General features: G+C 41.7%; 11 protein-coding genes. 4 read left to right on the forward strand and 7 right to left on the reverse strand.

Annotated features, from left to right (window positions below):
• The first annotated feature begins 70 nt into the window (after window positions 1-70).
• Both HB364_RS16630 and HB364_RS16635 read left to right on the forward strand, forming a co-directional pair.
• Window positions 71-424 (forward strand): hypothetical protein, encoded by a 354-nt coding sequence (locus tag HB364_RS16630; protein ID WP_167289341.1) that lies wholly within the window; start codon window positions 71-73, stop codon window positions 422-424.
• Between the two features lie 95 nt (window positions 425-519).
• Window positions 520-873, forward strand: coding sequence for a hypothetical protein (locus HB364_RS16635; RefSeq protein WP_167289342.1), 354 nt, complete (start codon window positions 520-522; stop codon window positions 871-873).
• Between the two features lie 69 nt (window positions 874-942).
• On the opposite strand, the gene HB364_RS16640 is transcribed toward HB364_RS16635, so the two are convergent.
• From HB364_RS16640 to HB364_RS16660, 5 genes are all read right to left on the reverse strand, one after another.
• Window positions 943-2,316, reverse strand: a complete 1,374-nt coding sequence (locus tag HB364_RS16640; protein ID WP_167289343.1) for a RagB/SusD family nutrient uptake outer membrane protein — start codon at window positions 2,314-2,316, stop codon at window positions 943-945.
• 18 nt (window positions 2,317-2,334) lie between these two features.
• Window positions 2,335-5,820: a SusC/RagA family TonB-linked outer membrane protein gene (locus tag HB364_RS16645; RefSeq protein WP_167289344.1), complete on the reverse strand. Its 3,486-nt coding sequence runs from the start codon at window positions 5,818-5,820 to the stop codon at window positions 2,335-2,337.
• Window positions 5,821-6,046: 226 nt separating this feature from the next.
• Complete coding sequence (locus HB364_RS16650) at window positions 6,047-7,435, reverse strand: TlpA family protein disulfide reductase (protein WP_167289345.1); 1,389 nt, start codon at window positions 7,433-7,435, stop codon at window positions 6,047-6,049.
• Between the two features lie 196 nt (window positions 7,436-7,631).
• Complete coding sequence (locus HB364_RS16655) at window positions 7,632-8,804, reverse strand: FecR family protein (protein WP_167289346.1); 1,173 nt, start codon at window positions 8,802-8,804, stop codon at window positions 7,632-7,634.
• Window positions 8,805-8,909: 105 nt separating this feature from the next.
• Window positions 8,910-9,518 carry an RNA polymerase sigma factor gene (locus HB364_RS16660; protein ID WP_167289347.1) on the reverse strand — a complete coding sequence of 203 codons (609 nt, stop codon included), beginning with the start codon at window positions 9,516-9,518 and terminating at the stop codon, window positions 8,910-8,912.
• A 1,447-nt stretch (window positions 9,519-10,965) separates the two neighbouring features.
• Here HB364_RS16660 and HB364_RS16665 point away from each other — a divergent pair.
• The gene (locus HB364_RS16665) at window positions 10,966-12,042 is read left to right on the forward strand and encodes a fatty acid desaturase family protein (RefSeq protein ID WP_167289348.1); all 1,077 of its coding nucleotides are present in this window, start codon (window positions 10,966-10,968) and stop codon (window positions 12,040-12,042) included.
• Between the two features lie 72 nt (window positions 12,043-12,114).
• Here the strand turns inward: HB364_RS16665 and HB364_RS16670 are convergent, their stop codons facing one another.
• Complete coding sequence (locus HB364_RS16670) at window positions 12,115-12,411, reverse strand: RNA recognition motif domain-containing protein (protein WP_167289349.1); 297 nt, start codon at window positions 12,409-12,411, stop codon at window positions 12,115-12,117.
• Between the two features lie 352 nt (window positions 12,412-12,763).
• Between HB364_RS16670 and HB364_RS16675 the strand changes: the two genes are divergently transcribed.
• Window positions 12,764-12,994, forward strand: a complete 231-nt coding sequence (locus tag HB364_RS16675) for an RNA recognition motif domain-containing protein (protein ID WP_262889788.1) — start codon at window positions 12,764-12,766, stop codon at window positions 12,992-12,994.
• A gap of 7 nt (window positions 12,995-13,001) precedes the next feature.
• Here the strand turns inward: HB364_RS16675 and HB364_RS16680 are convergent, their stop codons facing one another.
• Entirely contained in the window at window positions 13,002-13,253 is a 252-nt protein-coding gene (locus HB364_RS16680; RefSeq protein ID WP_167289351.1) for an RNA recognition motif domain-containing protein, read from the reverse strand.
• Window positions 13,254-13,434 lie beyond the last annotated feature (181 nt).

The following is a 13,434-nucleotide window of genomic DNA, read 5'->3' on the forward strand; positions in this document are numbered from 1 at the left end:
TCTCTATTTATTCAGAGCCAGCAAATTGTTGCCTTTATTCTATTAGCCCTTAACCATTAAACTTTTATTTATGAAAAAGCACTTGTTGGGTGTGTTCGCGCTCGTTCTTGCCATCGGGTTCAGTTCATTCGGTACTATGAAAAAGGTAAGCTTCCGTTACCTGATCTTTAACCCTGCAATTGGATCTACCAACGAAATTTTGCAAACAAACTATATTGATAATGGTCTCTCTGAGCCTTCAATTGAATGTGAAGGTAGTGCCACCGTTTGTTGGATTCGTGTTGATGATTTCAACTTAAATGGAAGTATTGATCCAAACGAATTTTCTTCTCAGGTTGTTGTTTTGGATACCGACAGTCCCAAAAATAACCGCATAGCTGACGATCAAACGCCGAATGGCACTTCCTATACGGAAAGGCCATGATGGTTTAAAATAACGGGGCTGCCATTTGTTTTTTAAGGTGGCCCTTTTTGTTTATTCATGGCCGACAAATTTCTACCTTTTATAAATTTTTATTTATGAAAAAGCACTTGTTAGGCATATTCGCACTCGCTCTATCCATTGGGTTCAGTTCGTTCGACACAATGAAAATAACAAACTACCATTACCTGATCTTTACACCCACTGTTGGATCTACCAATGAAATTCTGCAAACAAATTATACTGACTATGGTACCGCCCTGCTTGCAATTGAGTGTGAAGGTAATGCCAAAGTTTGCTGGATTCGTGTTGACGATACAAACTTTAATGGAATTATTGATATAGACGAGTTTTCTGCGCAGGTTGTTCCTTTGGATACAGACTTTCCCCGGAATAACCGCATAGCCGACGACCAAGTACCGAATGAGGTTTCCTATGCAGAAGGACCATAATGGTTTAAAATAACAAGGGCTGCCTTTTATTTTTTAGGCAGTCCCTCATTTATTCATGGCCAATAAATTCTACCTTTTATTCTGTTCTATTCCCGACATAACGATTACCTGCTCGGGGATCAAATAAGTGTAACGTAGGTCGTTGGGAGGAAGTTGGTACACCTGATCGTCCAGTTTCCTTGTTAAAGTGATAGCATATTGGGACTCTTTATTGAGCCGCCTGAGATCAGACCACCGGATCCCACGATTTACCAATTCTTTTTTTCTTTCCTGTAAGATCAGGCCCAATGCTTCGGACGCATCCGCGGCCTGGTAGGCCACAAAGCTATTGGCTTTCCACCGTCTTTCCAGCAAATGGTTTAAAGCAGCAATTGCTTCTGTTGTGTTATTGAGGCGTGCCTGGCATTCTGCTTTTATTAGGTATAGCTCATCAACAGTTAAGCCATTAAACAAATTGGTTCTTGTTCCATTGTAGCTGCCTTTAAAGAAATAAGTGCCGTTGGACCGCTTTCCAAAAAAGGCCTGCCTTCTTAGGTCATTAAGGGAATAGGAAGCAAATAAAGTGGTATCTACCGTGGATACAAAATAATATCCGTTATTGGCGCCAAAAGTGAAAGTATATAATATTACCTCAGGGTTAAACACTTTAAAGGGGGTATTCCCGCCAAATGTAGTAGCATCCTTATAGATCATTAAGGTGTCATATAAATTAAGCGCTTCCTGACAATTTTGTAAAGCCAAGGTGTAGTTGCCCATTTGAAGATATATCCTGGCTAAAAGAGCCAGGGCGGCAGTTTGGGTAGGCCTGGTTTTGTATAAAGGTTCGGATGGTGGCGGCGTATTTTTCAATAAAGTAGTAGCGCTTTGAAGGTCATCCAATACCTGTTTGTACGTTTCTTCAACAGTAGCCCGCCGGGACTGTTCGTTAAAATCAGCATTCAGCCGTAGTGGGATACCCAAATCACTTTTACTGGTAGCCGGATCGTAGGGTGGGGCAAAGATTTGTGATAGATTATAGAAAGCAAATCCCCTGTAAAAAAGGGCAGCCCCCTTAATGGACATGGCCATGTCTTCTTTTCCTTTCACATCAACCTTTTCAAGATTATCTAACACCGTATTGGCATAGAATACAGTCTTATATCCAATAGTCGTCCAGTCTACAGAAGCGTCCGTTTTTGATTCCCATATATACGATTGCCTGGCTGCTGGATCTAAAGTATTCAAATTACCTGGTGTAAGATAATATTCGTCAGTCCCATTATTGAGCATGGGAAAAGATTGATTATTTGCGGTATAATTGTCAATAATGGCCTGCAGGTCTTTGAGCGACCCGGGAGTGCTAAGCCGGGAATCCGATTTTTTATCAAGATACTTTTTACAACCCGGTAGGGTAGCAATGATTACCAGGCAATAAAACAATTTCTTTATAATAGTTGTGCACATATAAAAGCAGTTAAGTGTCTAAAAATCAAATTTGAGTCCGAGTGCAAAAGTTTTAGGGTTCGGAAAAACTTCATTTCCGGTATTGGTGTCGGGATCCAGCTTTTCGTCGTTCGCCCGGTATAAAATACCCAGGTTGTTACCATACAAATACACTTCAATTTTCTCAAAAGGGCTTTTTTTCCAGATCATTTTATCCAATGCATACCCCAGCCTGATGTACTGCAGCTTTACATTATCTGCCTTTCGTACATTGTCCGATGACAAATAATAAAACTGGTCCCTGTTTGGATCATCGGGATAGGTCATGGAAGGTACAGTGGTTGTTTTCTCATCTCCGGGTTGCTTCCATCTTTTTTCGTAATCGGGATGCATTATTCCATTGTCAAACAACGCTCCATACCTGATAGTGTTTTTCCTGAAGTAGTATTTGAATCGGTAGGAGATACTGACTGTCAATGATACTCCTTTGAACGAAAACTGGTTATTCAAGGAGCCAAATACAAGCGGAATAGCAGAACCGTGATAGGTCACTTGTGCTGTATCGTACGATTGGTTTAGGATGCCAAAATAGTCTTTGCTTATCCCTTTGCCAAGATAGCCCTGCGGGTCTCCTGTGGTAGGGTCAAGTCCGGCAGAAGGCAGGCTATAAATGGAATAAGGAGAATGACCTTTTTGAAAGGAAATGATACTCCCGTTTGTTTCAATAGTACTGCCTACAACATAATTCGAAGGAAACCCATAGTCTGTGACTTTGTTAGAAACTATAGAAAACAAAAGTTCCGTGTTCCATTTGAATGGACCCTTGAAATTTAAAGAGCTTATGGAAATATCTGCGCCTTTTACGGTAAGGCCGGCACTGTTGGCAAGGGTTGATGAGACACCCGAAGTAGGATCTATATCCTTAGATAGGATGAGATTTTTCGAGCGTTTCTTGTACAGGTCAACAGTGCTGCTGATCCTGTTATTCAATATCCTGAATTCCAACCCTAAATTCAAATGAGATAACTTTTCCCAGCTTAAACTTGGGTTCCCTGGCCTGGTAATGATTCCGTATGGCTGGTTAACAATACTGAAAGCAGCATCATTTAATTGAATAATGGTATAGGGGGAGATCGTGTTATTGACATTTCCCTGATAGCCATAGGTGAATCTTAGCTTTAAATAGGGCACGGCATTCACCTGGTAAAACCGTTCCCTCGACAATTCCCAGGCAGTACCCACAGACCAAAATGGCTTCCATTTATTATTGATATCTACACCAAAAAGATTGGAAGCATCCCTACGGCCGCTGACGGTTAAGGTGTACTTGTTATCATAAGTGTAGGCTGCATTGCCAAAAATGGATACAAAACGGTCTGCGGTCTCAAATATCCCATTAGAGTTGGGGACCCTTCTATTGCCAAAATCACCATATTGAGGTAGGAGATTTACAAAATCTACATTGGAAGTTGATTTTGTAATATCATCGTATCCATAATAGATAGCTGATGCTACATCAATATCTGTTGTCCTTAATTCCCCTGCCGCCAATGCTATGATCTTGTGTTTATCTTTCCAGTTGTAGGAAAAGTTTAACTGCCCATTCACTGCCTGGGAAACCATTTTTTGATTTCTGATGGAAAGTATGCCTCCCAAGGGGATGCCTCTGGATACAGCATTGCCCTGTACAGTGGTAAATAAATTAATAAGATCGCGAGTATAAAACGAATTTTCTGAATAGAGCTTGCGAAGTTCAACGTTACTTCTTTGATATTGGTAATTGACAGCAGCCGTCAGCCAGTTCGTAATTTTATAGGTAGGCGCAAAATTGAAGACTATATCTTGATTTTTGTTCGTATTGTCAATGGCATTCAGCTCATTGAGCGGTTGATAACTCCAATCTAGTAATTTCCCACCACCGGCTGTATCTGTAAAGCCTGTTCTATACCATTTGGCAATAGATAAAGGAGCGCCATCCATAGCTGCAAGTTGTGCGTAGGGGTACAGCCGGTAGTTGATACCCACATCGTAAGCATTGGTGCCGAAGTTTCCTATGCTGTTATTTTTTGAAGTACTGGAAGTATAAGCTATTCCAAATCTTACATCCAGGTTGTTGATAGGCGAGATTGTGTTATCGGCCCGGAGCGTTATCCTTTGATTTTGTACTCCCACCAAATTGTTTAAACCTTTGTCATAGCCGCCGGATAGCATATATTTTATTTTCGGACTGCCTCCACTTACATTCATGGCATATTGCTGGCTGTAGGCACGCCGGTATATGTATTTCTCGAAATCATTCCGTACATTAATTTTTCTTAAAGCATCAATGGCAGCAGTAGCATCATTGTCGGATATTAAACCTTCCCGTCTTTTATTCAGGATTTCCACAACAGGGGTTACGGGAGTATAGGTGGTCATATCGCTCAAAATTCCATCATAGTGACCCTGCTCAAATAAAAACGTCTCGACATCAATAAAATCAGAGGTGGACATAGATGGAAAGAAAAACAGATCAGGCTTTTCCGTTACCGAAATATTGGAATTGACCGAAACTTTGGTTTGCTGGTTATACCTGCCCTGCTTGGTAGTGATCACAATGACGCCGTTCGCGCCCCTGGCGCCATAAATAGAAGCGGCTGCAGCGTCTTTCAAAACGGTTATACTCGCCACATCATTCGGGTTGATATTGTTGATGTCGCCTTCGTAGGGTAGGTTGTTGACTACTATTAATGGGTTCTGAACCGTTGAGCTAAATGTGCTCAATCCGCGAATGAGAACATTATTCAGTGGCAAACTGGATTCGACGCCGGAAACACCGCGCCTGTCGAACAGGATGCCTGTTGTCACGCCCTCCAGGCGGCTCAACAGATCTGGGCCTACTCTTCTATTCAATTCTTCATTGTTGATGACATCGTAAGAACCAGCCGCCCTGTTCGGTCCGATTTTCTGGTACCCCGTATTAATGACCACTGGTTCTTCTGCATTAACCCTGTTTCTCAGGTATATTTTAAGTGATGATTTACCGGCAACAGGAGTTTCATGATCTTCTACGTTGACGCCGGTAAATACCAATGTATCGGCGCCTTCTATCCCTTTGAAAGCGAAAAAGCCATTGGCATCAGTAGTCGTTCCACGTTGACTGCCCTTGATCCTGATGCTGACCCCGTCCACTGGTTCATTGTTCTGATTCCAGACGGTGCCGCTTATATTCAATAAGCGACCCATATTAATTCCTTGGGGAGAAGAAAACATCTCCTGCTGATTGCTGGAAATGAGGCTGACAACAATGTTAGTTTTTAAGATTTTATACTTGAAAGGCTGCCCTTTAAAACAGGCTTCCAGTGCCTTTTCAAAATTAATATTAGATACCTGCACAGTTACTGATTTGGCTTGTCTGATCTCTGTTGTGCCATAAACAAACCTGAAATTTGTTTGTTTCTCGATCAGTTCAAATGCCTTTGTGATCGGGGCATCTTTTAAGTCCAGGCTAATGTTTTGGGCAATACCATTGCCGGAAACATGCATACATACCATTGTTAAAAGTAGAACGGTCAATTTCACTTTAATCAGAATTTTTGATTCCCAGATTGCACTACGTTTTACCCTGGGAGGGCAACAAAAGAATACCATACCTTTGCAGTGTTTAGGTTAAAAGATTGAAAATTGCTACAGCCTATTTGCGATCTGCCTGAACAATTGGCCGCTTCGGGTACCATCCGGAGCGGTTTTTGCGTATAGGCAAAATTTTTAGTTACTCCGATATTATGTACATCATCCGTTCCCTTTGTTCCAGTTGCACATCAAACCCCTGCCTTTCCATGTCCTTCTTAAAATCGTTAAAATTGGATAAGGCGGGTACAGATAGTATCAACGTAAATTTCAAGCTGTCAGGAACGCCAGATTCATTGTAAATAAAGGGGAGATTTCGCTCGTTATTGTTCAGATGGACAATAATGTCCTGAACGCTCATATTAATAAAATGAACGTCCTTGTCTGAGACCACGATTTGCTCTCCCACAGCCTTTTCTTTTAAAGGAGTAAGATTGGTATTGAGCTTTCTGCGAATAATGAGACACGGGGTTGGCAATGGTCCTTGAGACACGTTGATTCCCAGTCCCACCGATAACCAGTGATGTAAATCTCGGCTTATAGCTCTTTTACGTTCGATGGCAGACAATGTTAGTGGTAAGGAAATAGAATAACAAAAAGTGTTGGAGGAAGTATTTTTAGCCGTCCAATAAAAGCTGTTAGTGTTGTTGTCAGTATCAAATTTATTGGTGTTCGAAACATTAAATTTGACTTCTTTCAAGTCATAATCCCCTGAAATATCTCCTTTAATGGCGCCCTTGCACAGGTCAATGAGCGGAACATTTAAATAGTTATAGGTTATGCTATTTTGGGCGGAATCCACAATTCTGTCTGCGCTGAAATGAACACCTTCCAATGCTCCGGTCAATGCTGAATAAAAGAGTAACCTAGGTTTCACCAACTCCCGGTTGGTATAGCTTAGTAAAGGCTTTTTATAGTCAAAGGACAACAGGTCATTTTTAACAGGCCAGCGACTGGCCATTCCTGCAAGTGCTTCTTTCACGAAGGCGGAGGTAAAGTGTTCTGAACCTGTCTGACCAATGACTACACCTTTATAGATCCAGATAACATGAGATACTGAAACGAAGGGGAAGTATTTATGTAGAACCTTATCATGAATTACTGTCGGAAGTGAAAACTTTTTAAGTTGTTTGTTATAGCTTAAATGTTTGGTCATTTGTTGTTTTGAATCATACCGCGTCACTGTTATTACCTGCACCTGGTCTTGATATTCTTCCTGAAGTTTTTGTAGTTTGGGAAGCGCTGCTACGCAAGAGCTGCACCAGCTTTCCCAAAAATCTATGATCAGCAGCTTATCGTTGAAGTCAGTGATATTAATAGAAGAATCACTGTGGTTAATTACGCCGTCAATCTTAATGTCAGGCACTGCGTCCCCGATTTTCAATGACTTGATCTCTGCCGGGGCTTTATGGCTATAAACTGGCGATAAACGGTTGACCGATGTGAGCGACTGCCCGTTCACTATACTGCTGCCGCAGGCAATAGATATTGTTGCGAACGTTATGCTACGAAGCAGTAAGGAAATATGCATAATTGACCATTTATTCTTTTATCAAAAAAATTGCCTGAATCGTTTGAATGCTAAGAAAACATGCAAAAAAGCTTTATTGGTTTACAAAAAGCTTTTAGGCAAGTACGCAAATGAGAATTATCTCACAGGAAAGGCAATCGAAATTTCAACAGAGGATAAGAGAGAAATGGTAATTATTTAGAGAATGGTAATTGTCTTATGGCAATGCAAGGATAGTGTTGTTGCTTTCCCGCTTAAAATGTACCAGATCGGTTGCTGAAAGAATATTCAGTACTTCGTCCAGTGAGCTATTTCTTGATATTCTCGCCACAAGTCGTTTATTGAGATCAACTCCCTCCACACGCAATTGAATATCATACCACCGGGAAATTTCGCGAAATATCGATCCCAACGTAGTGTCGTGAAAATAGAATTCCCGCCTGGTCCATGCAATAGCTTGCTGTACATTGGCGCCTTCATTTTTTTCAATGTGACCACTTCTGTTGGTTATTGATTGTTCTGATGGTTGTAGTATTACATGCCGGTTGGCTGTTGAAACCAGTACCGAACCTTCAATTAGCGTTACCTGTACCTGGTCATCTTCCTTGTAGGCAGATACATTAAAATGTGTTCCTTTAACCTCAATGATGGTATTATTCGCTTTTACCTTAAAGGGTTTATTTATATTTTTCGCCACTTCCAGGTAGATCTCACCTTCAACTTCAATGATCCTTTCATTTTCAGGAAAACTAACAGGGAAGGTCATAGAAGATTGAGCGTTCATCCAAATCCTGGAACCATCAGACAATTGCACCTGGTATTGCTTTCCCTTAGCTGTTGAAATGGTATTAAAAGCGATTGCTTCATCTGGGGAACCTCCGGTGTAGGATAATTTTTCGCCGGATTTATAAATAGCGGAAGCCTCTTGTGCTTTAAGTTCACCATCGGCTAAATTTTCCAGAATAAGTTGCTTTCCATTTGAAAGAGTGAGGATAGCATTGCCATTTGCTGGTAGTATAACCGGAGAAGTGGCCGTGATTTCAATTTCCTTTTTGCCGGCATCAGAGCGAAAGTAAAGGTAAGCACATGTTGTTATCAAGAAGGTGATGGATGCGGCGGCTATCCAAAAATTTCTTCTCCTCCTGTTCTGAAAAGAAATTATCTTGGTTTCTTCTGAAATAATTCTACGGGATTGCAGGTATTTTTCCGATTCCTGCCATTCATTTAACAGCCGGCGCAGTTTTTCAGGATTGGTAAGCTCTTCGAAAAGAGCCTTATTGTTGGGCGACGCATGAATCCAATGATCCAGTTCACTGGTCTCATTGAGGGACAAATTCTCCTCCAAGTATTTGATTATCAATTCATGTATTCGCTCTTCTATTGATAGCATAGTTATTTGTTGAGAAGGGGGTACTGCATTACCTCCTATTAATAAAACCGGTCAGATATAGGTTTCGTACCGCCAGAATTAATATTTATTTAATATTGATTCGTTTTAGGCCGCGAGCCGGATAAGTAGTGTAACGGCCAAAAGCAGTTTTTTTAAGAGAGGGTTGTTGCGCAGTTGCTCCAGGGCTTTAGCTTTAGTGCTTCTTACGGATCCTTCTGAAAGCCCCATCCGCCTGGACACCTCACGTGTATCAAGTCCTTCTATAAACAGCAGGGTAATTACCTCCTTTCGTTGACCCGGGAGTTTTTTGATTTCCTGAAAAATGGTATTAATGACTTCTGATCGGATCAGCGCATGTGAGATATCTTCATCCAAAACCTTGTTTTCTAAAAATTTTTCCAGGTCGTCGTGTAGGATCGTGTGCTTTTCTGTTTGTCCGTGGTGGTACCTTAAAAAGTCGTATGCCTCATGGCGACAAACAGTCAGCAAAAAAGCCTTTAAATTATTTAGCGTATCAAAGCGTTCGCTCATTTTCCAGGCTTTTATAAAAGATGAGGAAACAATATCTTCCGCAGTAGGCCGGTCCTTCAGCAAACCATAAGTAAATTGGAATAATGGCAAATAAAATTGAGCATGTACAGTCCTATAGGCCTGTTCGTCCTTTTGTTTAATTCTTTCAATCAGGTCATCTGGAGGCGGACTGTTTTTATTCATTGTAATGTTCCCACTATATATACGAATTCAAATCTATGCAGATTTGTTGCATTTTTTAAGAAGAGGAATATCGCTAATTATATGCCAATAGGCTTTGAAGAATACGTTCAACAGTCTAGAATTTCAAGTGATGCTCGTTCAATTTTTGGGAGGATAGGTTTTAGTGGCGCAATATTAATTCAACAAAATGGTTTTAGCAAGTCCGTTACCGTAATACTCCGAGGAACCTTACCAAAGATACAAGTAATTATACGTGCAAGAAAAATTGCTGATAAAAAGGATTAAATAACAGGGGCTGTATGGGTTCAAAAACTGCTCAAGTATATATTCTATTTAGGGGGTAATTCTATGAAGGGTAAATACTTTCTCATAGGGGACCGAAGCCCTGGCGTAGGTGGTTAACGCTGGAGGGGTGCTTTGTAGCCTTCCTCTATCTCACTGACGCGACTTATCCCGTCCCTACGGAGCCTGTCCCGTTTTACGGGAAAGTATGCAGCTCGGCCTCGTGCGACCATGTATTTGTGTCCATAGCTTCGCTTTCCACCCGCACCCCCTCCAGTATCCGCACCCATTTCATTATTCTCATTTTTCATCAAAACTCTACATAACTATCACCCGCATTTGGAAACCTTCTGTTTTGCTATGTACATTTGTGTCGTGATGTTACTACCGGCAGCAAAGGCGAAATAAAAAAAGAAGCAAAAAAAGTAGAGAAAACGGTACGACTAACTATAGACAGGGTAGGGATCACCAATAGATCAGCTATAGGTACTCTATAGATACTCTATACCTGGACTATGGGAACTCTATACCTAAGCTATACCTAAGCTATAGTTGACCCATTTCACGAAAATCAGCGGTTTTAGCCAAAAACAGCAGGGCTACTGGTGCCCGTATACCAAAGCTCTCTTAACTGGCGCGACCTGTCCTGCTCTCCAGAGCCTTGTGTCCATAGCTTCGCCTTCCAATCGTACTTCCTCCAGCATACGGCTTTTCATTTGTTATCATTTTGCATAATTTTATGCATAAATGTCACCCGTATTTGAAGTCCTTCCTACTCTAACTACATTTGTGTGAAAGACAATCCCTGGCGCACATACACCAAAGCGTGAGTAATAAGCCATTAGATACCACGCATAAAAGTAATCTCTCCCGCAACAAATACAAGAGATACTAACAACCAGGAACCCCGCATAGAAGGGACCAAAAAGTGCCAACCTCTTGCCAACAAGCATCCACTCCGCAGCATAAAAGCTCGTGAGTAGTAAGCAAAGCCGCACTTGTGGTGGCGCTGGCCCGCCAGGGCAGTGATTACATTGTTAACGAAGCGGTTGTTTATTTAACAGTGCTGCCTGTCAAATAAATCGTACCTTTCACGCGTAGTCTACTTCTGCAAAACCACGTTATTTCTCTTCTGTATAAGGTTGGCTACTATTAATCATTGATCATGCCTAAAGTAACTTATAATAACAAGAGTAAACCATTTTATCAAACGATCAAGAGTGGGGTCGACCAGTATTTTGCCAGCATGCGCTTAAAGCCAACCGGCAACTGGAAGTTATACAGTAAATCAGTAGTGCTCATTACATCTGCCGCAGTATTGTATCTTTCCCTGCTGCTTTTCCCGCTGCCGGTAGGGGTAAGTATTGCGCTGTGTGCGTTATTGGGCTTTGTACTGGCCAGTATTGGCTTTAATGTGATGCACGACGCCTGCCATGGTAGTTATTCCAGCCGGAAATGGATCAATAATGTGATGGGATTAACCTTGAACGCCCTGGGCGGCAATGCTTTTATCTGGAAATTTAAACACAATATTATTCACCATACTTACACCAATGTGGACGGTGTGGATGATGATATCAATAAGAGTCCCCTGATGCGTATGTGTGCTACGCAGAAATGGGTCCCGGCACACCGTTTTCAACATATTTATGTAGTGCCCATTTATGCCATATCATCCCTGGCCTGGGTGCTTTTGCTGGACTTTGACAAGTATTTTAAAAGGAAGGTGGTGGATACACCCCTCCAGAAGATGGACAGGAAGGAGCATTTTATTTTCTGGATCAGTAAGGTATTGTACGTATTGTTCTATATTTTACTCCCTGCCCTGGTAGTGGGGTGGGTGCCCTGGCTGATCGGGTTTATATGTATGCATGCAGCAATGGGTATTACACTGGCCATTGTATTCCAGTTGGCCCACGTGGTAGAGGATACCGCATTTGAGCATGTGGAGGTGAATGACCAGTTGCAGATAGAAAATGAGTGGGCTATACACCAGGTGATTACAACTGCCAATTTTGCGCGCACCAATAAGATCGTATCCTGGTTTACGGGTGGCCTGAACTTCCAGGTAGAGCATCATTTATTCCCCCGTATCAGTCACGTGCACTATCCTGCTATTAGTATTATTGTAAAGCAAGCCTGCCAGCAATATAATATTGCTTATAACGAGTTCCCTACCATGCGCCAGGCGGTCCTGTCGCATTTCCGGACCATGAAGCAGTTGGGCCGTAAACCAGTGTGACAACTTTATTTTAAATATAAAAGTCCCGGAGGTATACTTCGGGACTTTATTATTTATGACTATATTATCACATTACCACCTGGAATTGTTGCGGCCTCCTGAAAATCCCCTGCCACCTCCACTTTCAGACCTTGGTTTGGCAATGGATACAGAGATGGCCCTGCCTTCTATTTCACGACCCGACAGTTTGGAAATGGCTTGTTCAGCCTCTGCTGCCTGTGGCATTTCTACAAATCCAAACCCTCTGGATTTGCCGGTAATCCTGTCGGTTACTACTTTGGCGGAGGTTACTTCACCAAAGGCTGCGAATAACGCATGCAGGTCTTCATCGGAAACGCGAAAGCCGAGGTTTGAAACATACATGTTCATACTGTAAAATTAAAAGATGATAGATAACTGTGGCAAAAACAATAAAAAGTAGACGAGACTATAATTATGCGGAGAAATGAAGAAGCAAAAAAATGGTCAATACTTTATGTTGTAAATGTCAATTTGCATGTGAAAGGTAGTCATTTGAACGTTGATGGCCAATTAATTCACAGGTATAACTTTAGCCTATCCTGCCTGGCGCCGCCAGTACTGATAATAAATTAGTTAATGCCATATAATTAGTGTAGCTTTAAAAGATTCATACGACTTCTTATATATCCTGATCTGTTTAACCTCCGCCCTCCGCAGTTCCTGTATATGATTAGCCTTGCATCGTCTAAAAACTCACTGTATGCGCATCTTTGTGGGAAATTTAAGTGATATGGCTACTGCAACTCATCTTTCCAATCTGTTTGTAAAATTTGGCGTCGTACTTTCTGTTTATATTATGCCGGATGAGAGCAATGGCCATTCTCTTGGATACGGTTTTGTAGAAATGGACGAGGTGCCCGGGGCTATGGCGATTGCCCAGTTAGACAGTTCCCAGTTTATGAATCGCTATATAGAGGTAGGTGAAGCCTGACACCAGATCACCGCTCCGGATAATAAGCCACTTCCCGCACAGTTATTTTTTTGCCATCTACCATGGATTGGTCCAGGACTATAATAGCCTGTCTTGCCTGTGCTTCTACCGGCATATCAATAAGGGCATGCCCTTTTGAGCGGCCATTGAGTTTATCCTTAATCACTTCGGCGGAGTCTACTATACCAAAAGGAGCAAATAGTTTCCTGATATCAGCATCAATGACGTTCAGGGTGAGATTGTGTACCTGGATGTGCATACGGTGAATGTAATTTTGACTTGAACGCCGGCTACCTGATCAAAGAAAGTAATAAAGAGATCTGTTACTGTCCGTAAAATAACAACCGGAATAGGTACTAAGGTAACCTTTTAACGGCAATACAGGGGTTTTTATTTGAAGCAGGATAATTAATTGCCATCATTGAATTATTCCGGCTTAA

Origin of the sequence: Paraflavitalea devenefica (genome assembly GCF_011759375.1) — a bacterium.
Taxonomy (GTDB): Bacteria; Bacteroidota; Bacteroidia; order Chitinophagales; family Chitinophagaceae; genus Paraflavitalea; species Paraflavitalea devenefica.

What these genes read in the sequence shown, in the direction of transcription:
- HB364_RS16640 (WP_167289343.1), bottom strand. Translation starts at nt 2,316, where the DNA reads ATGTGCACAACTATTATAAAGAAATTGTTTTATTGCCTGGTAATCATT.
- HB364_RS16635 (WP_167289342.1), top strand. Translation starts at nt 520, where the DNA reads ATGAAAAAGCACTTGTTAGGCATATTCGCACTCGCTCTATCCATTGGG.
- HB364_RS16655 (WP_167289346.1), bottom strand. Translation starts at nt 8,804, where the DNA reads ATGCTATCAATAGAAGAGCGAATACATGAATTGATAATCAAATACTTG.
- HB364_RS16675 (WP_262889788.1), top strand. Translation starts at nt 12,764, where the DNA reads ATGCGCATCTTTGTGGGAAATTTAAGTGATATGGCTACTGCAACTCAT.
- HB364_RS16670 (WP_167289349.1), bottom strand. Translation starts at nt 12,411, where the DNA reads ATGAACATGTATGTTTCAAACCTCGGCTTTCGCGTTTCCGATGAAGAC.
- HB364_RS16665 (WP_167289348.1), top strand. Translation starts at nt 10,966, where the DNA reads ATGCCTAAAGTAACTTATAATAACAAGAGTAAACCATTTTATCAAACG.
- HB364_RS16680 (WP_167289351.1), bottom strand. Translation starts at nt 13,253, where the DNA reads ATGCACATCCAGGTACACAATCTCACCCTGAACGTCATTGATGCTGAT.
- HB364_RS16645 (WP_167289344.1), bottom strand. Translation starts at nt 5,820, where the DNA reads ATGCATGTTTCCGGCAATGGTATTGCCCAAAACATTAGCCTGGACTTA.
- HB364_RS16660 (WP_167289347.1), bottom strand. Translation starts at nt 9,518, where the DNA reads ATGAATAAAAACAGTCCGCCTCCAGATGACCTGATTGAAAGAATTAAA.
- HB364_RS16630 (WP_167289341.1), top strand. Translation starts at nt 71, where the DNA reads ATGAAAAAGCACTTGTTGGGTGTGTTCGCGCTCGTTCTTGCCATCGGG.
- HB364_RS16650 (WP_167289345.1), bottom strand. Translation starts at nt 7,435, where the DNA reads ATGCATATTTCCTTACTGCTTCGTAGCATAACGTTCGCAACAATATCT.